Annotated in this window: 20 protein-coding genes, 2 tRNA genes and 1 pseudogene; 14 read left to right on the top strand and 9 right to left on the bottom strand. The window is 70.3% G+C overall.

The window, feature by feature from the left end; all coding sequences use genetic code 11:
• The first annotated feature begins 184 nt into the window (after window positions 1-184).
• The 6 genes from gyrB (at window position 185) to FHX44_RS16835 (ending at window position 6,125) form a co-directional block, all read left to right on the top strand.
• Complete coding sequence (gene gyrB / locus FHX44_RS16855; protein ID WP_246170431.1) at window positions 185-2,164, top strand: DNA topoisomerase (ATP-hydrolyzing) subunit B; 1,980 nt, start codon at window positions 185-187, stop codon at window positions 2,162-2,164.
• Between the two features lie 42 nt (window positions 2,165-2,206).
• Window positions 2,207-4,705, top strand: coding sequence for a DNA gyrase subunit A (gene gyrA, locus FHX44_RS16850; protein ID WP_147256664.1), 2,499 nt, complete (start codon window positions 2,207-2,209; stop codon window positions 4,703-4,705).
• 47 nt (window positions 4,706-4,752) lie between these two features.
• Window positions 4,753-5,703, top strand: a complete 951-nt coding sequence (locus FHX44_RS43290; protein WP_246170430.1) for a DUF3566 domain-containing protein — start codon at window positions 4,753-4,755, stop codon at window positions 5,701-5,703.
• A 61-nt stretch (window positions 5,704-5,764) separates the two neighbouring features.
• Window positions 5,765-5,838, top strand: a tRNA-Ile gene (locus FHX44_RS16840).
• A gap of 53 nt (window positions 5,839-5,891) precedes the next feature.
• Window positions 5,892-6,002 (top strand): DLW-39 family protein, encoded by a 111-nt coding sequence (locus FHX44_RS42810; protein WP_212612518.1) that lies wholly within the window; start codon window positions 5,892-5,894, stop codon window positions 6,000-6,002.
• Window positions 6,003-6,052: 50 nt separating this feature from the next.
• Window positions 6,053-6,125 (top strand) — tRNA-Ala (locus FHX44_RS16835).
• Window positions 6,126-6,321: 196 nt separating this feature from the next.
• Here the strand turns inward: FHX44_RS16835 and FHX44_RS42180 are convergent.
• From FHX44_RS42180 to FHX44_RS16820, 3 genes are all read right to left on the bottom strand, one after another.
• A complete protein-coding gene (locus FHX44_RS42180; RefSeq protein ID WP_170308938.1) occupies window positions 6,322-6,657 on the bottom strand; it encodes a hypothetical protein in 336 nt (111 codons plus the stop codon).
• A gap of 533 nt (window positions 6,658-7,190) precedes the next feature.
• Window positions 7,191-9,029, bottom strand: coding sequence for a serine protease (locus tag FHX44_RS16825; protein WP_170308937.1), 1,839 nt, complete (start codon window positions 9,027-9,029; stop codon window positions 7,191-7,193).
• 74 nt (window positions 9,030-9,103) lie between these two features.
• Window positions 9,104-9,439, bottom strand: a complete 336-nt coding sequence (locus FHX44_RS16820; protein WP_147256661.1) for a CU044_2847 family protein — start codon at window positions 9,437-9,439, stop codon at window positions 9,104-9,106.
• 1,038 nt (window positions 9,440-10,477) lie between these two features.
• Here FHX44_RS16820 and FHX44_RS16815 point away from each other — a divergent pair.
• Window positions 10,478-10,954, top strand: coding sequence for an SbtR family transcriptional regulator (locus FHX44_RS16815; RefSeq protein WP_246170429.1), 477 nt, complete (start codon window positions 10,478-10,480; stop codon window positions 10,952-10,954).
• A 53-nt stretch (window positions 10,955-11,007) separates the two neighbouring features.
• Here FHX44_RS16815 and FHX44_RS16810 read toward each other — a convergent pair whose 3' ends face one another.
• The gene (locus tag FHX44_RS16810) at window positions 11,008-11,511 is read right to left on the bottom strand and encodes a VOC family protein (protein WP_147256660.1); all 504 of its coding nucleotides are present in this window, start codon (window positions 11,509-11,511) and stop codon (window positions 11,008-11,010) included.
• A gap of 40 nt (window positions 11,512-11,551) precedes the next feature.
• On the opposite strand from FHX44_RS16810, the pseudogene FHX44_RS43285 reads away from it, so the two are divergent.
• From FHX44_RS43285 to FHX44_RS42800, 3 genes and pseudogenes are all read left to right on the top strand, one after another.
• Window positions 11,552-11,946 (top strand): annotated as a pseudogene (locus tag FHX44_RS43285) (transposase family protein); the annotation flags it as partial.
• Between the two features lie 456 nt (window positions 11,947-12,402).
• The gene (locus tag FHX44_RS42805; RefSeq protein ID WP_212612517.1) at window positions 12,403-12,579 is read left to right on the top strand and encodes a dihydrofolate reductase family protein; all 177 of its coding nucleotides are present in this window, start codon (window positions 12,403-12,405) and stop codon (window positions 12,577-12,579) included.
• 42 nt (window positions 12,580-12,621) lie between these two features.
• Window positions 12,622-12,954: a dihydrofolate reductase family protein gene (locus tag FHX44_RS42800; RefSeq protein ID WP_342793511.1), complete on the top strand. Its 333-nt coding sequence runs from the start codon at window positions 12,622-12,624 to the stop codon at window positions 12,952-12,954.
• Window positions 12,955-13,069: 115 nt separating this feature from the next.
• On the opposite strand, the gene FHX44_RS16795 is transcribed toward FHX44_RS42800, so the two are convergent.
• Genes FHX44_RS16795 through FHX44_RS16780 form a run of 4 tightly spaced genes read right to left on the bottom strand, consistent with a single transcriptional unit; the run spans window position 13,070 to window position 18,544 of the window.
• On the bottom strand, window positions 13,070-13,867 hold the full coding sequence (locus FHX44_RS16795) for an APH(3'') family aminoglycoside O-phosphotransferase (RefSeq protein WP_147256659.1): 798 nt from the start codon (window positions 13,865-13,867) through the stop codon (window positions 13,070-13,072).
• A 5-nt stretch (window positions 13,868-13,872) separates the two neighbouring features.
• Window positions 13,873-15,591, bottom strand: coding sequence for an L-arabinonate dehydratase (gene araD / locus FHX44_RS16790; protein ID WP_147256658.1), 1,719 nt, complete (start codon window positions 15,589-15,591; stop codon window positions 13,873-13,875).
• A complete protein-coding gene (locus FHX44_RS16785) occupies window positions 15,588-17,201 on the bottom strand; it encodes a thiamine pyrophosphate-dependent enzyme (RefSeq protein WP_147256657.1) in 1,614 nt (537 codons plus the stop codon). Before FHX44_RS16785 ends, araD begins: the two co-directional genes overlap by 4 nt.
• A gap of 17 nt (window positions 17,202-17,218) precedes the next feature.
• The gene (locus FHX44_RS16780) at window positions 17,219-18,544 is read right to left on the bottom strand and encodes an Nramp family divalent metal transporter (RefSeq protein WP_212612515.1); all 1,326 of its coding nucleotides are present in this window, start codon (window positions 18,542-18,544) and stop codon (window positions 17,219-17,221) included.
• Between the two features lie 45 nt (window positions 18,545-18,589).
• Here FHX44_RS16780 and FHX44_RS16775 point away from each other — a divergent pair, with 45 nt between their 5' ends.
• Window positions 18,590-19,297 carry a ribonuclease activity regulator RraA gene (locus FHX44_RS16775; RefSeq protein ID WP_147256655.1) on the top strand — a complete coding sequence of 236 codons (708 nt, stop codon included), beginning with the start codon at window positions 18,590-18,592 and terminating at the stop codon, window positions 19,295-19,297.
• 15 nt (window positions 19,298-19,312) lie between these two features.
• On the opposite strand, the gene FHX44_RS16770 is transcribed toward FHX44_RS16775, so the two are convergent.
• A complete protein-coding gene (locus tag FHX44_RS16770) occupies window positions 19,313-20,002 on the bottom strand; it encodes a GntR family transcriptional regulator (RefSeq protein ID WP_147256654.1) in 690 nt (229 codons plus the stop codon).
• Between the two features lie 54 nt (window positions 20,003-20,056).
• On the opposite strand from FHX44_RS16770, the gene FHX44_RS16765 reads away from it, so the two are divergent.
• From FHX44_RS16765 to FHX44_RS16755, 3 genes are read left to right on the top strand one after another with little or no spacing between them, the layout of a single operon-like run.
• Window positions 20,057-20,956, top strand: coding sequence for a TIGR03619 family F420-dependent LLM class oxidoreductase (locus tag FHX44_RS16765; protein ID WP_170308935.1), 900 nt, complete (start codon window positions 20,057-20,059; stop codon window positions 20,954-20,956).
• Window positions 20,957-20,964: 8 nt separating this feature from the next.
• Complete coding sequence (gene glgX, locus FHX44_RS16760; protein ID WP_147256653.1) at window positions 20,965-23,082, top strand: glycogen debranching protein GlgX; 2,118 nt, start codon at window positions 20,965-20,967, stop codon at window positions 23,080-23,082.
• A gap of 13 nt (window positions 23,083-23,095) precedes the next feature.
• Entirely contained in the window at window positions 23,096-23,422 is a 327-nt protein-coding gene (locus FHX44_RS16755; RefSeq protein ID WP_147256652.1) for a putative quinol monooxygenase, read from the top strand.

The following is a 23,422-nucleotide window of genomic DNA, read 5'->3' as shown; positions in this document are numbered from 1 at the left end:
CCTCGGCCCTCGATCGGCTGTCTGTGACGATTCTGGGGGTGTCCTAGCCGCGTTCCTGCCAGGGTGCCCCGGTATGATGGAGGAGTGTTCCCGGGCGCTCCCCGATCGCCCGGTCGAGAGGCTCTGACGCGGGGGCGCGGTCGCGCGCCCGCTCCGGGCCGTCATGCGAGGAGACAGGCTGCCCGTGCCGGACAAGAAGAACGCCTACAGCGCGTCGTCCATCACCGTTCTCGAGGGTCTCGAGGCGGTCCGCAAGCGGCCCGGCATGTACATCGGCTCCACCGGCGAGCGTGGGCTCCACCACCTCGTCCAGGAGGTCGTGGACAACGCCGTCGACGAGGCGATGGCGGGCTACGCCACACGCGTCGAGGTCACGCTGCAGGAGGACGGCGGCGTCCGCGTCGTCGACGACGGTCGCGGCATCCCGGTCGGTATGCACCCGGTCGAGAAGAAGCCCGCCGTCGAGGTCGTGATGACCGTGCTGCACGCGGGCGGCAAGTTCGACGGCAAGTCCTACGCGGTGTCCGGTGGTCTGCACGGTGTCGGTGTCTCCGTGGTCAACGCGCTCTCCACGGCGCTCGACGTCGAGATCCACACCGAGGGCAAGGTGTGGCGCCAGCACTACGCGCGCTCGGTGCCCGGCCCACTGCGCAAGGGCGAGGACACCACACGCACGGGCACCAGCGTCACGTTCTGGGCCGACCCGGAGATCTTCGAGACCACCACGTACAACATCGAGACGATCCGCCGCCGGCTGCAGGAGATGGCCTTCCTCAACAAGGGCCTCACGATCGTCCTGCGCGACGAGCGCAACGGGCACCCGGCCGAGGAGGAGGAGCCCGACGCCGAGGGGTACGTGGCGAAGGTCAAGGACTACACCTTCTGCTACCCCAACGGCCTCGAGGACTTCGTCGGCCACCTGAACAAGGCGAAGGACCCGATCCACAAGAAGCTCATCGCGTACTCGGCCGAGAGCGAGGGCCACGCGGTCGAGGTGGCGATGCAGTGGAACTCCGGCTACACCGAGTCGGTCTACACGTTCGCCAACACGATCAACACCCACGAGGGCGGCACCCACGAGGAGGGCTTCCGCTCCGCGCTCACCACCACGGTCAACAAGTACGCGCGCGACAAGAAGCTGCTCAAGGACAAGGATCCGGCGCTGTCCGGCGACGACATCCGCGAGGGCCTCGCCGCCATCGTCTCGGTCAAGGTGAAGGAGCCCCAGTTCGAGGGCCAGACCAAGACCAAGCTGGGCAACACCGAGGTCAAGTCGTTCGTGCAGCGGGTGAGCAACGAGTGGCTCGCCGACTGGTTCGAGCGCAACCCCACCGAGGCGAAGGTCATCGTCAACAAGGCGGTTCAGTCGGCGCAGGCCCGGATCGCCGCGCGCAAGGCGCGCGAGCTGGTGCGGCGCAAGAGCGCGGGCGACATCGGCGGCCTGCCCGGCAAGCTCGCCGACTGCCGGTCCACCGACCCGTCCAAGTCCGAGGTCTACATCGTGGAGGGCGACTCGGCGGGCGGCTCGGCCAAGTCCGGGCGCGACTCGATGTACCAGGCGATCCTGCCGATCCGCGGCAAGATCATCAACGTCGAGAAGGCGCGTATCGACCGCGTCCTCAAGAACACCGAGGTCCAGGCCATCATCACGGCGCTGGGCACCGGCATCCACGACGAGTTCGACCTGTCGAAGCTGCGGTACCACAAGATCGTGCTGATGGCCGACGCCGACGTCGACGGCCAGCACATCCGCACGCTGCTGCTCACGTTGCTGTTCCGCTTCATGCGGCCGCTGGTCGAGGCAGGGCACGTGTTCCTGGCGCAGCCGCCGCTCTACAAGATCAAGTGGGGCGGCCGCGGCGCCGTGCCGGAGTTCGCCTACACCGACCGCGAGCGTGACGGCCTCATCGAGGCCGGCCGCGCCGCTGGCAAGAAGCTGCCGAAGGACGAGGGCATCCAGCGCTACAAGGGCCTCGGCGAGATGAACGCCAAGGAGCTGTGGGAGACCACGATGGACCCGGCCAACCGGCTGCTCCTGCAGGTCACGCTGGACGACGCCGCCACCGCCGACGAGCTGTTCTCGATCCTGATGGGCGAGGACGTCGAGTCCCGCCGGTCGTTCATCACGCGCAACGCCAAGGACGTGCGGTTCCTGGACGTCTAGTCCCGGCTTCCGCCGACAGAACCGCACGAACAGAGAAGGACGATGACCGACACCTTGGACCCCACGCTGCCCCCGCCGCCGGAAGGCGACCGCACCGAGCCGGTCGACATCCAGCAGGAGATGCAGCGCTCCTACATCGACTACGCGATGAGCGTGATCGTCGGCCGGGCGCTGCCGCTGGTCGAGGACGGGCTCAAGCCGGTGCATCGGCGCGTCCTGTACTCGATGGGAGAGAACGGCTTCCGGCCGGACCGCAGCTACGTCAAGTGCGCGCGAGTCGTCGGCGAGGTGATGGGTAACTACCACCCCCACGGCGACTCGGCGATCTACGACGCGCTGGTCCGGCTCGCGCAGCCGTGGTCGCAGCGCTACCCGCTGATCGACGGGCAGGGCAACTTCGGTTCCCGGGGCAACGACCCGGCTGCGGCCATGCGGTACACCGAGTGTCGGCTGACCCCGCTCGCCTTGGCGATGCTGCAGGACATCGACGAGGACACCGTCGACTTCGCCGACAACTACGACGGCAAGACGCAGGAGCCGCTCGTCCTGCCGTCGCGGGTGCCGAACCTGCTGATCAACGGCAGCGTCGGCATCGCGGTCGGCATGGCCACCAACATCCCGCCGCACAACCTGCGCGAGGTCGGCGACGGCGTCGTGTGGGCGCTGGAGAACTGGGAGGCCACCGACGACGAGCTCCTCACCGCGCTCATGCAGCGCATCAAGGGCCCCGACTTCCCGACCGCCGGCCTGATCGTCGGCCGCGACGGCATCGAGCAGGCCTACCGCACCGGGCGCGGCTCGGTGCGGATGCGCGCGGTGATCGAGGTCGAGGAGGACGCCAAGGGGCGCACCATCCTCGTGGTCACCGAGCTGCCGTACCAGGTCAACCCGGACAACCTCATCGAGTCGATCGCGCAGCAGCACCGCGACGGCAGGCTCTCCGGCATCGCCGAGATCAACGACGAGTCGTCCGACCGCGTCGGCATGCGGATCGTCATCACGCTCAAGCGCGACGCCGTCGCCAAGGTCGTGATCAACAACCTCTACAAGCACACCCAGCTGCAGCAGGGCTTCGGCGTCAACATGCTGGCCATCGTCGACGGCGTGCCGCGCACGCTGCGCCTCGACCAGGTGGTCCGCAACTACATCCGCCACCAGATCGACGTCATCGTCCGGCGCACCCGCTACCGGCTGCGCAAGGCCGAGGAGCGGGCCCACATCCTGCGTGGCTACGTCAAGGCGCTCGACGCGCTCGACGAGGTCATCGCGCTGATCCGGGCGTCCGAGACGGTCGACGTCGCCCGCACGGGCCTGATGGAGCTGCTCGACGTCGACGAGATCCAGGCCCAGGCGATCCTGGACATGCAGCTGCGGCGCCTCGCCGCGCTGGAGCGCCAGAAGATCATCGACGAGCTGGCCGAGATCGAGCGCACCATCGCCGACCTCGAGGACATCCTCGCCCGGCCGGAGCGGCAGCGCACGATCGTGCGTGACGAGCTCATCGAGATCGTCGAGAAGCACGGCGACGAGCGGCGCACGCAGATCGTGGCCGACGACGGTGACGTCACGAACGAGGACCTGATCGCGGTCGAAGACGTCGTTGTGACGATAACTCAGACCGGCTACGCCAAGCGCACCAAGACCGACCTGTACCGGGCGCAGAAGCGCGGCGGGAAGGGCGTTCAAGGTGCGCAGCTGAAGCAGGACGACATCGTCGCCCACTTCTTCGTGTGCTCCACGCACGACTGGATCCTGTTCTTCACGAACAAGGGCCGCGTGTACCGGCTCAAGGCGTACGAGCTGCCGGAGGCCAACCGCAGCGCTCGCGGCCAGCACGTGGCCAACCTGCTCGCACTCCAGCCGGACGAGCACATCGCGCAGGTCATGCAGATCAAGGACTACCAGGCGGCGCCCTACCTCGTCCTTGCGACACGAACTGGCCTGGTGAAGAAGTCGCGGCTCACCGACTTCGACTCCAACCGCACCGGCGGTCTGATCGGCATCAACCTGCGCGACGACGACGAGCTCGTCGGCGCCGTGCTCTGCTCGGCCGACGACGACCTGCTTCTCGTGTCCGCCGAAGGGCAGTCGATCCGGTTCGCCGCCAGCGACGCTGCGCTGCGGCCGATGGGCCGCGCCACCTCCGGTGTGCTGGGGATGCGCTTCAACGATGGTGACCGGCTGCTGTCGCTCGCCGTGGTGCGACCCGAGACGTACGTCCTGGTTGCCACCGCGGGCGGGTACGCGAAGCGCACCCCGATCGAGGACTATCCGGTGCAGGGTCGGGGTGGCAAGGGTGTTCTGACCCTCCAGTACGACCGTCGTCGTGGCACCCTGGTCGGCGCGCTCATCGTCGGAATCGACGACGAGCTGTACGCGATCACCTCGAGCGGCGGGGTGATCCGCACGACCGCTCGGGAGGTCCGCAAGGCCGGCCGGCAGACGAAGGGGGTCCGTCTGATGAACCTCGGTGAGAGTGCCACGCTGCTCGCAGTGGCGCGCAACGCCGAGGACGACGCGGACGACCAGTCGACCGACTGAGCTCGCGAGCCGCCCCACCCACCAGGCCCCGAGGAGACGTTCACCTCGTGAACGACACGACGAGCACACCGGACGAGTCCGACGGCCGCGGCCCCGTGGCCACCGGAGAGCAGGCGGCGATCCCGCAGCAGGCGAACGGACAGTCGAACGGAGCGGAGGCCACGGCTCCTGCTCAGCCCGGCGGCTCTGCTGGGACGAACGGGTCGGCGCCCGCGCAGGCCGAGGAGGTGGCCGCGGCAGAGCGGCCGTCCGATCCCACGGGCGCGGATGCTCCGACGGCGCACATCCAGCTGCCGCAGCCTCCCGGGGCAGCAGCGGACCCGACGGCGGAGGCCGCGGCGCCAGCACCTTCGCCCACGCCGCGGCCACCGGACCCGGAGCCCGCACCCGGACCGATGCCCGGACCGGGGCCAGAAGCGGCGGCGCCGCCGCCGTGGCACCGGATGTCGGGAGGCGGTGGAGGGGCGGAACCGGCGCCCGAGCCCGCGCCGGAGCCTGAGCCGGAGAACAGCACGCTGCTCGACGAGGGGCCGACCGCGTTCCTCGAGCCGCCCGCGCGCTACGACGAGCAGCGTGCCGGGTCGGGGTCCGCGGCCGACAACAGCTGGTCCAGCGTGCGTGCGGTGCGCAATCGGCCGCCGCGGCAGGCCGCGCTCCAGCTCAGGAGGCTCGACCCGTGGTCGGCGCTGAAGCTGGGCCTCGTGCTGGCCGTCGTGCTGTTCTTCATTTGGCTGGTGGCCGTCGGCGTGCTCTACGGCGCCCTCGACGGCATGGGCGTGTGGGACCGGCTCAACGGCACCTACGCCGACCTGGTGTCCGGGGACACCCCCACGGGCAGCCCGCTCATCAGCGCCGGCCGCGTGTTCGGGTTCGCCGCGGTGATCGGGGCGATCAACAGCCTGCTCTTCGCCGTGGCGGTCACGGTGGGGGCGTTCGTCTACAACGTGTCCGCCGACCTGGTCGGCGGCATCGAGGTCACCCTCTCCGAGCGGGACTGACGGAGGGGGTATCCGGTTGAAGGCGGCCGGGGGCGCTGCGGTAGCCTCGTCCCCGTCGCAAGGGCCCATAGCTCAGTTGGTTAGAGCGCGTCGCTGATAACGACGAGGTCGCTGGTTCAAATCCAGCTGGGCCCACTTCCCTGAGCTCCACTCCGGACATCCTTCGGGACAGGTTAGGACGTGATCTCGTGAAGAAGCTCATCGCCGTCGCAGTCGCTCTGGCCGCGGGCGCCTTCATCTTCTCCAAGGTGCGCGCCTCGCGCGAGACCGACCTGTGGCACGAGGCCACCAAGAACTGAACCCGGGCAGCACCGCCCGCTGCTGAGCGGGTAACGTCCCCGCTCAGCCAGGGGACGTAGCTCAATTGGCAGAGCACCGCCTTTGCAAGGCGGGGGTTAGGGGTTCGATTCCCCTCGTCTCCACCTATCTGACCAGCGGAAATACCGGGCTGTAGCCCGGAGGCTGGGTCCGCAGGACGTGACGCAAGACGCGTATCGTGCTGCTCGTGGCGAGGGCGACGAACCCGCGTAAGCGCGAGCGGGGCAGTATCGACGAGCTCCCGAGCGGTGCCTTGCGCGTGCGCGTATATGCCGGCACCGACCCGATCACGAAGCGCCGTCACGACCTGGTCGATTCCGGGGTGGTCTGGGCCCGGATCTGGTCGACCAGGTGCCTGCCGCCGTGGCTCTCCAGCTGCGCCAGCAGCGCCGCCAGCTCGCGGGCGAAGCCGGCGTCGCGCCGGGCCGCCGCGTCGATCGCCCCGGCCACCTCGGCGAGGATGGCGCTGTCGTACGGGTTCCGAGCGAGGTCGGCCGCGCGGCGCGGGCCCAGCCTGCGCGCCACGCTGTCAAACAGCCGGTCAAGCGCTGTGTCGACGACCCGGCCGAGCAGCCGCTGCTCGCCGCGAGTCACCGCCACCGCGAGGTACGCGGCGATCACTCCTCCGTCGATCATGGTCGTCCTCATCCCGCCGTCCGCCTACTCGTGCCTCCTGTGAGGACGGCTGGCATGGAGGTGAGATACGTCAGCGTCCCACCGCGTCAAGAATGACGACCAGGCCGGGGGCCGACGTGCCGTCGGCAGCCAACCCCAGCGGGCCCCGTTCCGGCCGGCTCCCCTTCCTCGTTCATTCCCGCCCGGCTTCGCTCTGTGCGGGGTTGGCCGCGCCGATCACTTACCGGTCCGCCGGCCGGAGAATTCACGAGGTGATCCAGGACCTGGTGATTCACGGTGGCCTGCTCCACCTCGCTGGCCGGCATCAGCTCGGGCGAATCCCCAGTCCACGCAACAGGCCTGCGTACAGCTGAGCCGGCCACACCACCCCGGCCGGGTCGTAGCCATGCAGATCCACCAGCAACGCCCCCACCCGGGAATCAGCCCTGTGCCAGCGCGGCGCCGGCTTCAGCGATATGGATCTCTCGAACCCATGAGGTTGATGTTCGGACCCGGGGGCATTGTGCGGGCCACCGATCGGCACGCACCCCGAGTCATGCGCCGGGTTCACCGAGGCGCACGCGGTCGATCGTCACGCGTTGTCGGCGGGCGCCGAGCGGGCCCGGGTTGAGCTGGTAGTCGACCACGACGGTGCGCCGATCGCGGCTAGCGACGATGGCTGGATGCCAGGCGCCGTGCACGTAGGCGAAGACGTCCTGCCCGGGGTCGAGCTGGAATCCGCTGCGCACCGTGGCGGCGGGTGGGGCGTTCTCGCTGTCCGGGTCGGTGCGGCTGCCGCCATCCTGGTCCGCCGCTTCGCCGAGATCGGCTGCCGAGTCGGGATCTGCGAGGGCTTGAAACTCTGCGGTCGTGACGGGGGGTTCGTCGGGTGCTGGCGCCTGTTCGACGCCGCCGTTGCCCTCGCTCCCGGCGTCGCTAGCGCAAGGATTGGCGCGCGCTGTGGGGTCGTCGCCGCGGGAGGACCGGCCAGGTTCGCTCGAGGCGGCAGCTTGAGCATGGTCCGCAGGAAGTTGCGCGGGAGGAGCGCTGCCGGACCCGTCGCCGACGTCGCCAAGGATCCGCTCGACGAGACCCGCTTCGTACCGGATGCCGCTGGGCAAGGGGCCCTCAATGACCGTTCGCAGCTGCTCCTGGCGCATCTGTCCGATCGTGATAACCGAATCCTCCAGGGCCTCGGCGAGGCCCGGATCCTGCAGGGCGTTGCTTAGGAAGTCGACTCGCAGGGTGAGCAGGATGGTCAGCGACCTGGAGCCGGGGGGCTGCTGTCCTGACCGTGCTGCGGACAGCAACGCCCGGGTGAAGGACTGGACCTCGTCCTGCTCGCGGGCGAACAGCTCCTCCATTTGGTCCACAACCAGCAGGAGATGGTCCAGTTGGGCACGCGCGAGAACGCGGTCAACGACATCGCTCAGGTGTCCGTCCCGGAGCACCGTCACGAGCGCATTCGCGGCAGACAGACGCTCGGTTTCCCCCAGTTCGGGCTCGAGAACCGGGATGAGTGCGGCGGCGAGGGCGAACAGCGGCGAAGACGCCTGCGCCGGTCGCATGCTCACGCTCATCCATCTCGGCTCGCGCCCCAGTCGGGGCACGACACCCGCGAAGACAACGGAGGACTTGCCGCTTCCAGACGGCCCGGCAACGGCGAGCAGCGGGCGGCGCAGGGCCTCACGGACCAGGCGATCGGTCACGTCCTCGCGGCCGAAAAACAGCGCGGTGTCCGAGGACCGGAAGGGGTACAGGCCTCGGTATGGGCAGGGCAGCAGGGTCCGCTCGACCAGCCGGGGCCACGCCCGCATGAGTGTGGCTGACGGGATCAGGAACGCGGTGCGGAGGTCGGGGCGCGCGTCCGCCGCTACCGTCATACCGACGACCCCTGCCAACTCATCGTCCCAGACCGCCCCACCGCTGAAGCCCGCTTCCACGGAGTAGCCGGACGCACCCCCCTCCATCTGCACCCAGCCGGTGCCCTGCGGTGCACGAAGTACGCCCGCCGCCCACACCCCCTGATCGAACCGGCGCGGAAAGCCGAACGCACGGAACGGGTGGCCCCAGACATCGTCCGCGACGATCAGCCGCGGCGGATCGAGGCCGGGCGGCAGCTCGCCCGTGAGTGACAGCACGGTGATGTCTCCGCCGCCCTCATCTTCGAGCGGGTGCGAGACCTCGGCCTCCGCCCGGAGGAGGACGTCCGGTGCCGCGAGGGGAAAGTCGACGGCGACGGCGTCGCCCATGCCGACAGTGTCGTGATCAGCACGGCCCGCAGCGCGCAAGACGACGTGGGTACAGGTCACGACATGGTGCGAATCGACCAGGAAGCCACTCCCGACAACCTCGCCCTGGGGTGACCGGACGCGAGCGAGTGCCCGGTCCATGCCCTGAGGTACGCCGACACGACGAGCCGCAGCTCCCGGCACGGCCGCGTCCATTGCCGCGCCCGCCTTGTTCGTCACTCGCCGTCGGGTGGGAGGTTGCGGCCCGCCCAGGACAGCTTGACGGTGAAGTGCCCCTCCGTGGACGTCTTCGCGATCACAGCGCCAACTTCACCCGCGAGCTTGACCCCGAACTCGAGTTCACACTCATCGGGAGAAAGGCCGCGGAGCACTCGGATCGACTCGTGAGCGGCGTCGCGAACGCCCGCCAGAGCATCGTTCAGGCGCTGACCGGCCTCCACGATGCCGTCTTGCCCGCGACCCACCCGCTGCAGACCCAGGGAACCGGAGTCGTCGACCTCGACGAGAACCGACGCGCAACCGTCCAACCCGAACCGGACAAGTTCACTCATGACCGTGCCCCTATCAGCCGCGGTAGGACCCGACGCCCGCCACGGAGCCGCCGTCGTCCAGCCAACGCGGCCCCGCCCGAGGCGTCAACCGCTCCCCGACCCAACGAAGAGATCGGGGACCGTAACCTGATACGTCCAAGCCCAAATGGCGGTCCGGCCCACCCTGCCCCTACCGGGGCGCTACCTGCGAACCGTCCACATACGGCCAGAGCGATCACGTGAGCCAGCTGCGCCCGGCGCCCCAACGCCTCCGATCTCACGTCCGCGTCAATGCCACTTCACTGCTGGCCCGACAGCGGGATCTGCTCGCCGCGATGGCTTCCAACCTGAGGCTTTCGGGCACCGCGTAGTCCTGCGGCGGCGGCGCACAACGCGTCGCTCCTCCTTAAAGATCAGAGACCGTCCGACCTGGGGTTGCTCGACAGGATCTGCAGGCACTCTGAGCTGAGAGTCAACGGTCAACTCCAAACCGGGTCGACAACCGAACCAGCGCCCGTCGACCGCGCGGGTCCACCGCTTCAGCAGTCCCGGCACCCTGCCGGTGGCGACCAGCAGCCAACCCGGGACGGGGTCGGCGATCGGCTCCGGTGAGTCGGGCGGGCCATACAGCAGGTCGAGGTGGACCCACACCGGCCGGTGCAGCGGCGGTGGCGGCACCGCAGTTGTGGACGACTACCGCTCGTACACGGGCTCGGATCCCGTTCCCCACTCCTGCGACGCACACCCGCGGTCGGCGGGCTCTCCGTGGTGCGGCCGGGGGAAGCGACCATCAAGGCCAAGGATCGCACATCCGTTCGACTGTGGTGAGAGCTGTTGACCCGCGTCACCCCGGCCGCCGCATCAAGCGTGATGGCCACCCGTCACTCGGCGCGTCGTGCGCTGTTGCCGAGGGCGACGAGGTGGTCGCGGGCCGGGCCGTACAGGTCGGGCATCAGCTGGTCGAGCTCGTGCAGTTCGACCCAGCGAACCTCGGCAACCTCCCGCGGGGCCGCCGCGGTCGGGTCCGTGTCATCGATGGGGGAGCAGGCGAGGTAGAAGATGGTCCGGCCGGTGGCCGGGTGGGTGCGGCGGCCGATCTCACCGCCCGGGCACACCGGCAGGTGGGCGGAATCCGCGCGCCGGACGGCGATCGACGCCGAGGACCCCTGGGCGGCACTGACCGACTTCTACCAGCAGGCCCTGACCGGCTATGCGCGCCACCGCGCGATGATGGAGAACTTCGCGCTGACCTGGTCGGTCCCCGACCTGGACGGCATCCGGCAACTTCGTCTCGTCATCGAGGAACTGTGCGCCCGCGCCGGCGCCGCGGGCCTGCTGCGCCCCGGCGTGACCACCGACGACCTGCTGCTCCTGCTGCTCTCGCTGGGCCACGCCGTCCAGATCACCGACGAGTGCGGCCCGCAGATGTGGAACAGACTGCTGCGCATCTCCCTCGACGGCCTGCGCGCCGACCACCGCGAACCACTTCCCACCGACGCCGCACCAGACAACGTCTCACGATCACTTCACAAATGAGATTGAAACGCCGTGACACGAACCCATCGGTGTCGAGGCCACGACCCGAGACGTCAGTCGCGAGTCGCCAATGACCGCAGTACCTCGTCCAGCGTGGAGAACACCACGTTCGATCCGCCTTCCCAGTGGGGTACCGGATCAGGCTGGCCGGGCGCGGGAGCCCACAGCCACCAGATGTTCTGCCAGGGATCGACCATCCGGCCAAGCGTCGTCTCACCGTAGAACGGGGTCGGTTCGGTGACCGTGGTGGCGCCTCGGGCGGTGGCCCGCTCCAGCACCGTCGCAACGTCCCGGACCCATACTTGGAGCAGTCCGGGGCGTGATGGCCATCCGTCGAGCCGGTCGCCCATCATCAGATCGACGTTGCCGAGCCTGAGCTCGGCATGGATCAGCTTGCCGTCCGGCATCGGGGTCCTGGCCTCGGCGGTCTCGCGGACGCCGAAAACCTCGGAGACGAAGGTGATCAGGCCGGCGACGTCATCCACGATCACGAACGGGTTGAGCACGGCGCCGGCGCCTGGAACGGATTGAACCGGGAGCAGGATGTCGTCGTTCATGCCACAGAGTCTGAGAGGCGTTCCGGTCAGTTCCTGACCGGTGATCACCGGGCCGGACGGGTGGCCGTTGTGGACATCCCAGGTCCGACCGGCCGGGAGCACGACACCACGTCCGCCCGCGCTCACCCCGAGCTGCTGCCCGCGCTCGACGCCTGGATCGACAGCGATCATGCCGCGCTCGGCGACCCGGGCTACGAAGGCGAGAACCAGCGGCTGCCCTGCCCGATCGAGGCCGCGGCCGGGAGGAAGCTGACCGCCACCCAGCGCGCCATCAACGCGCTGCACTCCGCGCCCCGCGCCGTGGCCGAACGCGGAAACTCCCTGCTCAAGACCACGTTCAAGGCGCTGCGCCGGGTCAGCCCGTGCTCGTGGCGGATCGGCGCGATCACCGCCGCGGCACTCGTCCTGCTCCACCAGCACGGGCGCACAACCTGATCAGCCCAGAACGTCGATCGCTACTGGGAAAGGCTCGGTGAACGACCACGCGGCACGTCGGAACGGATCGCGCGGATCAGGTTCCGCCGGGCTGTCGGGATCTCTCACCGCGAGCTCGTCAGCATCGACCAGGCACAGCACGCCGCGCGACTCCTCACGGCGGGGAGATCGATCGCCGACGTGGTGACCGCCGGCGGCTACTACGACCAGCCGCAGCTCGCGCGGGCGATGTGGTGGGCGATCGGCCCCACCCCGGGCGGGTTGAGGTCCGGCATCCCGTTCCTGGCGTTGTGATGCGGGCTTCGGTTCGGTACAAGACGGACCGATCAGCCGGATGGTTGGCTCCCGGGCGTGCGAAAACCGGGCGACCCACGTGATGACGACCTGGCACAAAGCCGCCTGCCCGCCTGAAGCCCCCCTTTCCGACCACCGCCACCGACCAGGAGAAGCCCTGCCGTGCGCAAGATCATCAGCTTTACCCACGCCACCCTCGACGGCTATATCGACGACCCGCACGAGTGGTCGTTCCAGTACTCCGACGAGGAGTTGCAGGGCTACGCACTCAAGATGACGCTCGCCGCCGACGCTCTGCTGCTCGGCCGCATCACCTACGACGGCATGGCACAAGCGTGACCCACGAGGGGCGGTAACCCCTTCGCCGACCACGTCAACTCGATCACCAAATACGTCGTCGCCTCCCAACCGGTCGATACCACGGCGTGGGATCCGACCGTGGTCGTCGCCGGCCCCGACCTGCTCGACGAGGTCAGCCGGCTGAAGCAGGCCGAAGGCGGCGACATCCTCACCTGGGGCACCGGCCGGCTGACCGACGCCCTCGCCGCGGCCGGCCTGCTCGACGAGTACCGGGTCTGCACCTCCCCCGTCATCAAGGGAGGCGGCGAGCCCCTGTTCCGCCCCGCCAGCGCCGGCACCGTCGAACTCCTCGACACCAAGGTCTTCGCCACCGGCGCCGTCGTCCACGCCTACGGCCTCACCTCAGCCTCCTGACCCGAACCAGCGGTAGTTCGGGCGTCACCGCTCACTTGATGTGCGCGCTTGGTGCGGTCCTCGCAGGGCCCCAGGACCGTGTGAGGACCACACTCCGCGCGCGTCCTCGACGTACTCAGGACCAGGTCAGCGGGTCGAGGTGGAGGTAGAACCCCATGCGGGCGGGGTCGATGCGGGTCGGGCCGTAGAGGTCGGCCAGCAGCCGATCCGCTCGTGGCTCGTCGTCGGGCTCCCAGGTCTCCCTCGCGTTGGCCTGCAGGAGGGACAGGTCGGCGTGGCGGTCGGCCGTTCCGAGGCGGCCGAGGTCGATGAGGCCGGTGCAGGTCAGCGTGTCCGGGTCGACCATGAAGTTCGGCAGGCACGCGTCGCCGTGGCAGACCACCAGGTCACCGGGCTCCTGAGCCAGCCGCTCGTCGAGCTCCGCGCGCAGGTCGGCCAGCAGTCCGGTGAACGGCCTGCCTTGCTGGTCCTCGGCGAGGAACTCGGGGTTCACGGCATCGCGCCGGACCACGTCCTCGGCACGGCGGAACATCGTCTCGAGCCTGCGCTCGAACGGGCAGTCCGCCACCGGGAGCTCGTGCAGCCGACGGAGCATCCCGACCAGTGACGGCCAGGCCCGCAGCAGCATGCCCGAGTCCAGCTCGCTCGCCGGCACGCCCGGGACCGCCGTCATCACCAGGCCGGCGCCACCATCCGGCGTCGTGGACCAGTCCACGACGGACGGGCCCGGGATGCCGGTTCCGGCCAGCCACTCGATGCGCCTGCGCTCGGCGAGCAGATCGTCGACGCCGTACGGGGCCACCCACTTCGCGACGAGCGCGCCGTCGTCGCGGCGGAACACGTCGGCGTCGGACTCGCCGGTCGAGACGGGAATCCACTCGGGCACCCCGCCAGTCTCCCCTACGGTGATCAACCAGGTCAGTGGATCGCCGGCTCCGGAGCGCCCGACCCGGCGAGGAAGTCGAAGTCGCAGCCCCGGTCGGCCTGCGTGACGTGCCGGGCGAACATCGCGCCGTAGCCGCGTGCCTGCTGCGGGGCGGGTGGGCGCCAGGCCTCGCGGCGCGCCGCGAGCTCGTCGTCGGGCACGAGCAGGTCCAGCCGGCGGCCGGGCACGTCCAGCCGGACGAGGTCGCCGTCCCGGACGAGGGCGAGCGGGCCACCGGCCGCCGACTCCGGCGCGACGTGCAGCACGCAGGTGCCGTAGCTCGTGCCGCTCATCCGGGCGTCGGAGATGCGGACCATGTCGCTCACCCCGGCACGCAGCAGCTTCTCCGGGATCGGCAGCTGGCCCCACTCGGGCATGCCCGGGCCGCCGATCGGGCCGGCTCCGCGCAGCACCAGCACGGAGTCCGCGTCGACGTCGAGGTCGTCGGCATCGATGCGGGCGGCGAGGTGGTCGTAGCCGTCGAACACCACCGCGGGGCCGGTGTGCTGCAGCAGGTGCGGACTCGCGGCGGACGTCTTGAGCACGCAGCCGTCGGGTGCGAGGCTGCCGCGCAGCACGGCGAGCGCGCCCTCCGGGGCGAGCGCGCGGTCGCGCCCGCGGATCACGTCGGGGTCGTGCACCGCGGCGCCCGCGATGTTCTCCCCGAGGGTCGTGCCGGCGACGGTGCGGGCGTCGAGGTCGAGCAGGTCGCCCAGCTCGGACATCAGGGCACGCAGGCCGCCCGCGTCGTGGAAGTCGGCCATCAGGTACGCGCCGGACGGGCGGATGTTCGCGAGCACGGGCGTGCGCCGGGACACGGCGTCGAAGTCGTCCAGCGACAGCTCGACGCCCGCGCGCCCGGCCATCGCGATCAGGTGGATGACCGAGTTGGTCGACCCGCCCAGCGCCATGACCACCGTGACGGCGTTCGTGAAGGCGGCAGGCGTGAGCACCTCGCCCGGCCGCAGGTCCTCCCACACCATGTCGACGATCCGGCGTCCGGTCGCCACCGCCATCCGGGCGTGGCCGGAGAACGCCGCGGGCACCGACGAGGCGCCGGGCAGGCTCAGCCCGAGCGCCTCCGCCGCCGCCGTCATGGTGCTGGCCGTGCCCATGGTCATGCAGTGACCGGGCGAGCGGGCGATGCCGCCCTCGATGGCGCGCCAGTCCTCGTCGGTGATCGTGCCGGTTCGCTTGTGGTCCCAGTACTTCCACGTGTCCGAGCCGCTGCCGAGCACCTCGGTGCCCCAGCGGCCGGGCAGCATCGGGCCTGCCGGCAGGAACACGAACGGCAGCCCCATGCTCGTCGCGCCCATCACGAGGCCCGGCGTGGTCTTGTCGCATCCGCCCATCAGCACGGCCCCGTCGACGGGGTGGGAGCGCAGCAGCTCCTCGGCCTCCATCGCGAGCATGTTGCGGTAGAGCATCGTGGTCGGCTTCTGGAACGGTTCCGACAGCGACATCGCCGGCAGCTCCACCGGGAACCCGCCCGCCTGCCACACCCCGCGCTTGACCTCCTCGGCCCGCTCCCGGAAGTGGGTGTGGCACGGGTTGAGCTCGCTCCAGGTGTTGAGGATGCCGATCACCGGCCGGCCGGTGTACTCCTCGGCGTCGTACCCCATCTGCTGCGCCCGCGACCGGTGTCCGAACGACCGCAGGTCGCCCGCTCCGAACCAGCGGTGGCTGCGCAGCTCCTCCGGCGCCCTCCTCACACCGGCACCCGCTCGAGCAGGCCGGCGAGCGTCGCCGTCGGCGTGATGATGTCCGGGTCGGTCCGGACGGCCACCACCGCCGGCCGCCGGCCGGTGACGGCGCGGTGGAGCGCCTCGTCCAGCTCGCCGGCCTCGGTGACGCCGTACGCGGCGGCGCCCAGTCCCTCGGCCCACCGCACGAGGTCGACGGCGCCGATCTCGACGCCGGACGTCCGGCCCAGGTCACGGGCCTGGTGCATCGCGATCGTCCCGTACATCCCGTTCTGCATCACGAGGACGACCACGGGCGCGCCGAGCCGCACCGCCGTCTCGATCTCCTGGCCCGTCATGAGGACGCCGCCGTCGCCGACCACCGCCACCGCGGTCCGCTCGGGCGCGGCCACGGCCGCCGCCACCGCCGCGGGCACGGCGTAGCCCATCGCGCCGTTCACGGGCGCCAGCTGGGTGGTGGTCGGTGGGAAGCGCCAGTAGCGGTGCAGGAACGCGGCGAAGTTGCCGGCGTCGTTCGTGACGATTCCGTCGTGGGGGAGGTGCCGGTGCAGGGCGGCGATGACCGCGGCCGGGTGCACGCCCGCGTCGGCGTCCACCTTGGGAGGCGTCGACCAGGCGTCGACGGCCGCGTGCACCTGCGACCAGTCCACCCGCCGGTCCGGTCCGCCCCAGCGCGCGAGCGCCGCCAGCACGTCGGCCGGATCGGCGTCGATCCCGCCGATGCCGTACCGGCCGACCGGGACGACCTCGGTCCCCGGTGCCGGCAACCGGTAGCGCTGTGTCGTGACCTCGTCGAGCCGCGTGCCGACGACGAGCAGCAGGTCGGCACCGGCCACGGCGTCCACCGTGGCGTCGGGGGTGGCGAGCGCGAGGTGGCCCAGGAAGTTCGGGTGGTCCACCGGGAAGGCGTCCTGGCGGCGGAACGACGTGCAGACACCGATGCCGAAGCGCTCGGCCGCGGCCACGAGGAGGTCGCGGGCCGGGCGGGCGCCTTCCCCGGCGATGGCGACCGGCCGCTGGGCCGCCAGCAGGCGCGTGGCGAGCTCCTCCGCCGTGATTGCAGCATGGCCACCTTCATGCAATGACGTGGCATGGAGGTGGCCATGCTGCAACTCGGCCTCCGCGTCCACGAAGTCGCTCGGTATCGCGATCGCGACGGGGCCGGGGCGGCCGGACGTCGCGATCCGCCAGCCCTGCTCCACCAGCCCGGGCACGTCCTCGGCGCGCTCGGCGGTGACGGCCCACTTGGTGATCGGACCGTAGAAGGCGGTGAGGTCGACCTCCTGGAACGCCTCGCGCCCGCGCAGCTGCGAGTCGACCTGCCCGAGCAGCACGATCATGGGTGTGGAGTCCTGGTGAGCGGTGTGGACGCCGATCGCGAGGTTCGACGAACCCGGGCCGCGGCTCGCCATCGCCACCGCCGGGACACCCGTCAGCCGGGCGTCGGCGTCAGCCATGAACGCCGCGCCGGATTCATGTCGCACCGACACCAACCGGAGCTCGGCATGCCGGTCCACCTCGTCGATCAGGCTGAGGAACGACTCCCCGGGCACGGTGTAGCAGCGGCGCGCGCCCGCTTCGGCGAGCAGGTCGGCCACGGCTGCGGCGACGGTCGTCACTCAGAACTTCCCTTCGATCACGAGAACAGCTCACCCACAGCCTTGCCGATCCCCTGCACGGCGGCGACCGCGACGAACACGGCGACGAGCCCGAGCCCGGCGTTCTCCTTCCAGCTGTTCGTGTACCGGCCCATGATGTCCTCGCGGTTGAGCATGACGATGAGGGCGAACACGATCAGGAGCAGGAACGGCGACGTCAGGACGTGGGACACCACGACGAGCGCCACGAAGCCGGGCGCGTGCGGCAGTGACCAGACGACGGCGAGCAGTCCCCAGACGATCACCCAGCGGTAGGCGGGGTCTGCGGCGCGGGTGCCGGCGAAGCGCTCGGCACGGGCCGGCCGCACCACGTGCAGCGCCTCGACCACCATCTTGGCCAGCGCGAAGAGCGAGCCGGCCACCGTCGTCCACGCGGCACCGAGCAGACCGAGGTAGAAGATGTACGGCCCGACGGGGCCGACCGCGGTGCCGAGGGCGCTTGCGATGTCCCCGGCCTCGCTCACCCCCTGCTTCCCGAACAGCACCTCGGCCCCGATCGCCCAGACCGCGACGCCGAGGAACAGCACCACGACCGTGCCGAACAGCAGGTCGTACTGCTGCACCCGGCGGTGGGCCGGCGTGGTCCAGCCCTTCTCGCGCAGGAACTCGGGGTAGAAGAGGTTGGCCATCGAGCCGAGCGTGGCGAGCACGAGGCTGGAGGCGACGAGGCCGGAGTCGAAGAGGCCCTGCTGGGGCGGCAGCTCGAACGCGAAGCCCTTGGCCAGCTCGCCCCAGTTGATCCCGACGAGCGCGATGCCGACCACGAACGTCAGCACCATCAGCGCCAGGATCACCTTGAAGATGCGTTCGATCAGCCGGTACGCGCCCTTGAGGGTGACGGCGAAGACCGACAGCGCCCCGATCACCGCCCACCAGAACGTGGGGAGCCCGCCGAACAGGCCCTCCAGCGCGACACCGACCCCGCTCAGGGTGAACGCCAGCAGGATGTGGGTGTAGAGCACGAACGACACGAGCATCAGCCAGCCGAAGGCCGGGTGCGTCCGTGCGATGCCGCGCACGATGCTCGGATCCTGCTGCACGTTGTAGAGCGGGTACTTGCCCAGCGCGTTGACGAACACGAAGCGGAACACCAGCGAGAGCGGCAGCACCCACAGCAGCGCGTAGCCGTAGTTGCCGCCCGCCACCGAGTTGTCGATCAGGTCGCCGGTGCCCACCCAGCTCAGCGCCACGACGATCCCGGGGCCGAACGCCCGCAGATAGGCGAGGAAGTTGTCCGCAGGAGGGGCCGCCGTTCCCGGCCGCTCGGTCATCGTGTTCTCCTCGTCGTCGAGTGAACGGGGCATCTTGGTGTACTGGTATACCATTTGCGCAGCTCGATGAGGAGGGTCATGACGACCGACACCGTGGACGCAGGCACGCTCGCGGCGCTGCGCACCGTCAGCACCGCGACGGTGACCACCCAGCTGATGGCGCGCGGCCTGCGCAACACGTTCCTGCACGGCCTCCGGCCGCTCAACCCCGCGCAGACCCGGATGGTCGGAGAGGCGTTCACGCTGCGCTGCATCCCGTCGCGCGAGGACGTGGACACGCTGTCGGTCTTCCAGGACTACGACCACCCGCAGCGCAAGGCCGTCGAGACCGTGCCGGCCGGCGCCGTGCTCGTCGTCGACGCCCGGCGCCAGACGCGGGCGGCGTCGCTCGGCCACATCCTCGCCACGCGGCTGCTGCGCCGCGGGGTGGCCGGGTTCGTCACCGACGGCTCGGTGCGCGACAGCGAGGGGTTCGCCGGGCTGGCGCTGCCGACGTTCGCGGCGGGCGCGGCGGCCACCACCAACCTCGCCCAGCACCACGCGGTGGACCTGAACGTGCCGATCGGCTGCGCCGAGGTGCCCGTCTACCCGGGCGACATCATGGTCGGCGACCACGACGGCGTCGTCTGCGTACCGCGGCACCTGGCGGCCGAGGTGGCCGCAGCGGCCGTCGAGCAGGAGAGGCTCGAGGAGTTCGTGCTCGAGAAGATCGAGTCCGGGGCGCCGCTCCGCGGCACGTACCCTCCGGACGAGACGACACTGGCCGAGTTCCGAAGCCGCGGCTAGCGGCCGGAGGGCCCGCTAACCCGCCTCGGTGCGCGCCCGCTCCTCCCGGAGCCGGGTGATCGAGCGCTGGATGTGGCCGCGCATCATCGCCTCCGCGTCGGCGGCCCGGCGCTCCTGGACCGCGGCGAGGATCGCGCGGTGCTCCTCCAGCTCGGCGCGCCAGGTCGGCCACTGCTCCCACAGCAGGCTCACCGTGCCGAGCGCGGTGAGGTCCTGCAGGTCGTCGAGCGAGCGGACCACCAGCTCGTTGGCGCACGTCGAGTAGATGCTGCGGTGGAAACGCCGGTTGGCGAGGCTCAGGCCGGCGTGGTCGTCGGCCTCGACGAAGCGCGCCGCGTCGTCGAGCGCCCGGTGTGCCTCGGGCGCGTCGAACGTGCCCGTCCCGGCCACCTGGCCCGCGGCCCACGGTTCCACGAGCAGCCGCATCTCGTAGACCTGCTGCACGTCCTCCGGGCGCAGGCGCCGCACGGCGACGCCGCGGTTGCGGGTGGGCGTGAGCAGACCGGAGGAGGTCAGCGCGATCAGCGCCTCGCGAACGGGGGTCTTGGAGACGCCGAGGAGATCGGCGAGCCGGCGCTCGACGAGCACCTCGTCCGGCCGGAGCCGTCCGGAGAGGATCGCGGACTTGATCGACGCGGCCACCAGGTCCGACCGCGTGGTCGAGCGGCCCAGCGGCGGCAGCACGGCCGCCTCGTCGTGCACCATCTCGTTGGTATACCACGCTTGCCGAGGGGCATTTGCCGACTACTGTCTCCGAGGGTGAAGCTCGGCATCGCACTCCCCACCGCAGGTCCCAGCGTGAGCGCCGACGTGATCAGCACGGTGGCCGAGACAGCAGAACGCATCGGTCTCGACTCCGTGTGGACGTTCGAGCGGCTGCTGTCGCCCACGGCGGGTGGGCAGATGAACGGGCGGGTCGTGCCGCTGCCGGACGCGTACAACTCGGTGTTCTCCCCGCTGGAGGTGCTGGCCTTCGCCGCGGCGCGCACCAGCCGGGTCACCCTCGGCACCAGCATCGTGGTCGCCCTGCTGCACAACCCGGCCGACCTCGCCCGCCGCTTCGCCACGCGCGACCGGCTCAGCGGCGGCCGCGTCGTCGCCGGGCTGGGGCAGGGGTGGATGGCCCAGGAGTTCGAGGCCGCCGGTGTGCCGCTGAGCAGCCGTGGGCCCCGGTTCACCGAGTTCATCGAGGCGCTGCGCGCGGTGTGGGGGCCGGATCCGGTCTCCTACGAGGGCGGCTTCTACCGGATCCAGCCGTCGAACATCGGCCCCAAGCCCGTCCGGGCGGGCGGCCCGCCGATCATCGCCGGCGCCGCGTCGCCGGGCGGGATCCGGCGTGCCGCGCACCTCGGGCTCGGCCTGAATCGGGTGTGGTTCGGCTGGGAGGCCCTCGAAGGCTCGGTGCAGGCGTTCCGGGCCGCGGCTGCCGAGGCCGGCCACGACCCGGCGACGCTCCCGGTGGTCGTGCGGGTCAACCAGTTCCCTGCGGCCGAACCCACCGCCGACGGCGCGTCGCCGACCGGTTCACCCGAGCAGATCGCCGAGGCGATCCCGCGGCTGGAACGGATCGGCGTCACGGAGCTGCTCTGGAACTTCGCGGAGGGCCCGGTGGAGGAGCAGCTCCCACGGCTCGCCGAGCTGGCCGGAGCCCCGGCCTGACCGGCTCCGTGGAGATCTGGCCCGGTTCGCCGTACCCGCTGGGTGCCAACTACGACGGGAGCGGCACGAACTTCGCGATCTTCTCCGAGGTCGCGGAGCGCGTCGAACTCTGTCTGTTCGACGAGAACGGTCGGGAGACCCGCGTCGACCTCCCCGAGCGCGAGGTGCTCATCTGGCACGGGTACCTGCCGCGGGTGCGGCCGGGGCAGCGCTACGGGTACCGCGTGCACGGCCCGTACGACCCGCAGGCCGGCCTGCGGTGCAACCCGGCGAAGCTCCTGCTGGACCCGTACTCCAAGGCGATCGACGGGAAGGTGCGCTGGGACGCGGCCCTCTTCTCCTACCGGTTCGGCGAGCCGCGTTCGCTCAACTCCACGGACTCGGCGCCGTTCATGCCGCGGTCCGTGGTGGTGAACCCGTTCTTCGACTGGACGGGGGACCGGACGCTGCGCATCCCGTACCACGAGACCGTGATCTACGAGGCGCACGTCAAGGGCATGACGATGACGCACCCCGACATCCCCGAGGAGATCAGGGGGACGTACTCGGGGCTCGTCCACCCGGTGATGATCAAACACCTCAAGGGCCTCGGCGTCACCGCGATCGAGCTCATGCCGGTGCACGAGTTCGTCCACGACCACGCGCTGCAGGAGCGCGGCCTGTCGAACTACTGGGGCTACAACACGATCGGATTCTTCGCCCCGCACAACGAGTACGCGTCCTTCGGCACCCGCGGCGAGCAGGTGCAGGAGTTCAAGACGATGGTCAAGCAGTTCCACCGGGCCGGCATCGAGGTGATCCTCGACGTCGTCTACAACCACACCGCCGAGGGCAGCCACCTCGGCCCGACGCTGTCGTTCCGCGGCATCGACAACCTCAACTACTACCGCGTGGTGCACGACCAGCCGGAGTTCTACTACGACACCACGGGCACGGGGAACAGCCTCAACGTCCGCGCCCACGAGTCGCTGCGCCTGATCATGGACTCATTGCGGTACTGGGTGCTCGAGATGCACGTCGACGGCTTCCGCTTCGACCTCGCCGCGGCGCTGGCCAGGGAGTTCCACGCGGTCGACCGGCTCGCGGCGTTCTTCGACCTGGTCAACCAGGATCCGGTCGTCAGCCAGGTCAAGCTGATCGCCGAGCCGTGGGACGTGGGCGAGGGTGGCTACCAGGTGGGCGGCTTCCCCTCCCTGTGGACCGAGTGGAACGGCAAGTACCGCGACACGGTGCGCGACTTCTGGCGCGGCGAGCCGGCCAGCCTCGGCGAGTTCGCCTCGCGCTTCACCGGCTCGTCCGACCTGTACGAGAAGGACAACCGGCTCCCGATCGCGTCCATCAACTTCGTCACGGCACATGACGGGTTCACCCTGAACGACCTCGTCTCCTACAACGAGAAGCACAACGAGGCCAACGGCGAGGACAACCGGGACGGGGAGAGCCACAACAGGTCGTGGAACCACGGCGTGGAGGGCCCCACCGACGACGGAGCTGTCCACGCGCTCCGGGAGCGGCAAAAGCGCAACTTCATCGCGACGCTGCTGCTGTCGCAGGGCGTGCCGATGCTCGCCCACGGCGACGAGTTCGGCCGCACGCAGCACGGCAACAACAACGTGTACTGCCAGGACAACGGGCTCGCGTGGGTGGACTGGTCGATGGCACGGGAGAACTCGGTGCTCACCGACTTCGTCTCCCAGGTGGCGGCGCTCCGTCGGGAGCACCCGGTCTTCCGGAGGCGCCGGTTCTTCCAGGGGCGGCCGATCCGCGGCTCGAGCATCGAGGACATCGCCTGGCTCCGTCCCGACGGGCAGCCGATGAGCGAGGAGGACTGGAACACCGGGTTCGCCCGCTCGCTGGCCGTCTATCTCAACGGGGAGGGCATCCCCGAGCACGACGAGATCGGCCGCCGCGTCGTCGACGATTCCTTCCTGCTGCTGTTCAACGCCCACCACCAGGCCGTTGCGTTCACGCTGCCCGGTGAGGCGTACGGCCGCATCTGGTCGATCGTCCTCGACACCGCCGACCCGCTGCGGGCCAGGGCCCGCAGGCGGGAGCGGGACGCGCGGCCGGGTGGCAGGCTCCGCATCGCAGCCCGCTCACTGATGGTGCTGCGCAAGCACTACTGACCGGAGGACATCCATGATCTTCATCGTCGTCAAGTTCACGATCCGGCCCGAGCACGCCGACCAGTGGCTCGACCGGGTCGCCGACTTCACGGAGGCCACCCGGGCGGAGCCGGGCAACATCTTCTTCGAGTGGTCCCGCAGCGTGACGGATCCGAACCAGTTCGTCGTGGTGGAAGCGTTCCAGGACGACGCGGCGGCGGCTCACGTCGGCGCCGAGCACTTCAAGAAGTTCGTCGAGTGGGCGCCCGACGTCGTGGCCACCACGCCGGACATCATCAGCGTGCAGGGCGTGCCCGGCGAGGGCTGGTCGAAGATGGGGGAGATCAGCCCCCGGGCCTGA

The sequence above is a fragment of the Pseudonocardia hierapolitana genome (assembly GCF_007994075.1).
Lineage (GTDB): Bacteria > Actinomycetota > Actinomycetes > Mycobacteriales > Pseudonocardiaceae > Pseudonocardia > Pseudonocardia hierapolitana.
This window is presented reverse-complemented; position numbering and strand designations above follow the sequence as displayed.

What these genes read in the sequence shown, in the direction of transcription:
- gyrA (WP_147256664.1), top strand. Translation starts at nt 2,207, where the DNA reads ATGACCGACACCTTGGACCCCACGCTGCCCCCGCCGCCGGAAGGCGAC.
- FHX44_RS42180 (WP_170308938.1), bottom strand. Translation starts at nt 6,657, where the DNA reads ATGATCGACGGAGGAGTGATCGCCGCGTACCTCGCGGTGGCGGTGACT.
- FHX44_RS16825 (WP_170308937.1), bottom strand. Translation starts at nt 9,029, where the DNA reads ATGGACCGGGCACTCGCTCGCGTCCGGTCACCCCAGGGCGAGGTTGTC.
- FHX44_RS16820 (WP_147256661.1), bottom strand. Translation starts at nt 9,439, where the DNA reads ATGAGTGAACTTGTCCGGTTCGGGTTGGACGGTTGCGCGTCGGTTCTC.
- FHX44_RS16815 (WP_246170429.1), top strand. Translation starts at nt 10,478, where the DNA reads ATGGTCCGGCCGGTGGCCGGGTGGGTGCGGCGGCCGATCTCACCGCCC.
- FHX44_RS16810 (WP_147256660.1), bottom strand. Translation starts at nt 11,511, where the DNA reads ATGAACGACGACATCCTGCTCCCGGTTCAATCCGTTCCAGGCGCCGGC.
- FHX44_RS16780 (WP_212612515.1), bottom strand. Translation starts at nt 18,544, where the DNA reads ATGCCCCGTTCACTCGACGACGAGGAGAACACGATGACCGAGCGGCCG.
- FHX44_RS16775 (WP_147256655.1), top strand. Translation starts at nt 18,590, where the DNA reads ATGACGACCGACACCGTGGACGCAGGCACGCTCGCGGCGCTGCGCACC.
- FHX44_RS16770 (WP_147256654.1), bottom strand. Translation starts at nt 20,002, where the DNA reads ATGGTGCACGACGAGGCGGCCGTGCTGCCGCCGCTGGGCCGCTCGACC.
- FHX44_RS16755 (WP_147256652.1), top strand. Translation starts at nt 23,096, where the DNA reads ATGATCTTCATCGTCGTCAAGTTCACGATCCGGCCCGAGCACGCCGAC.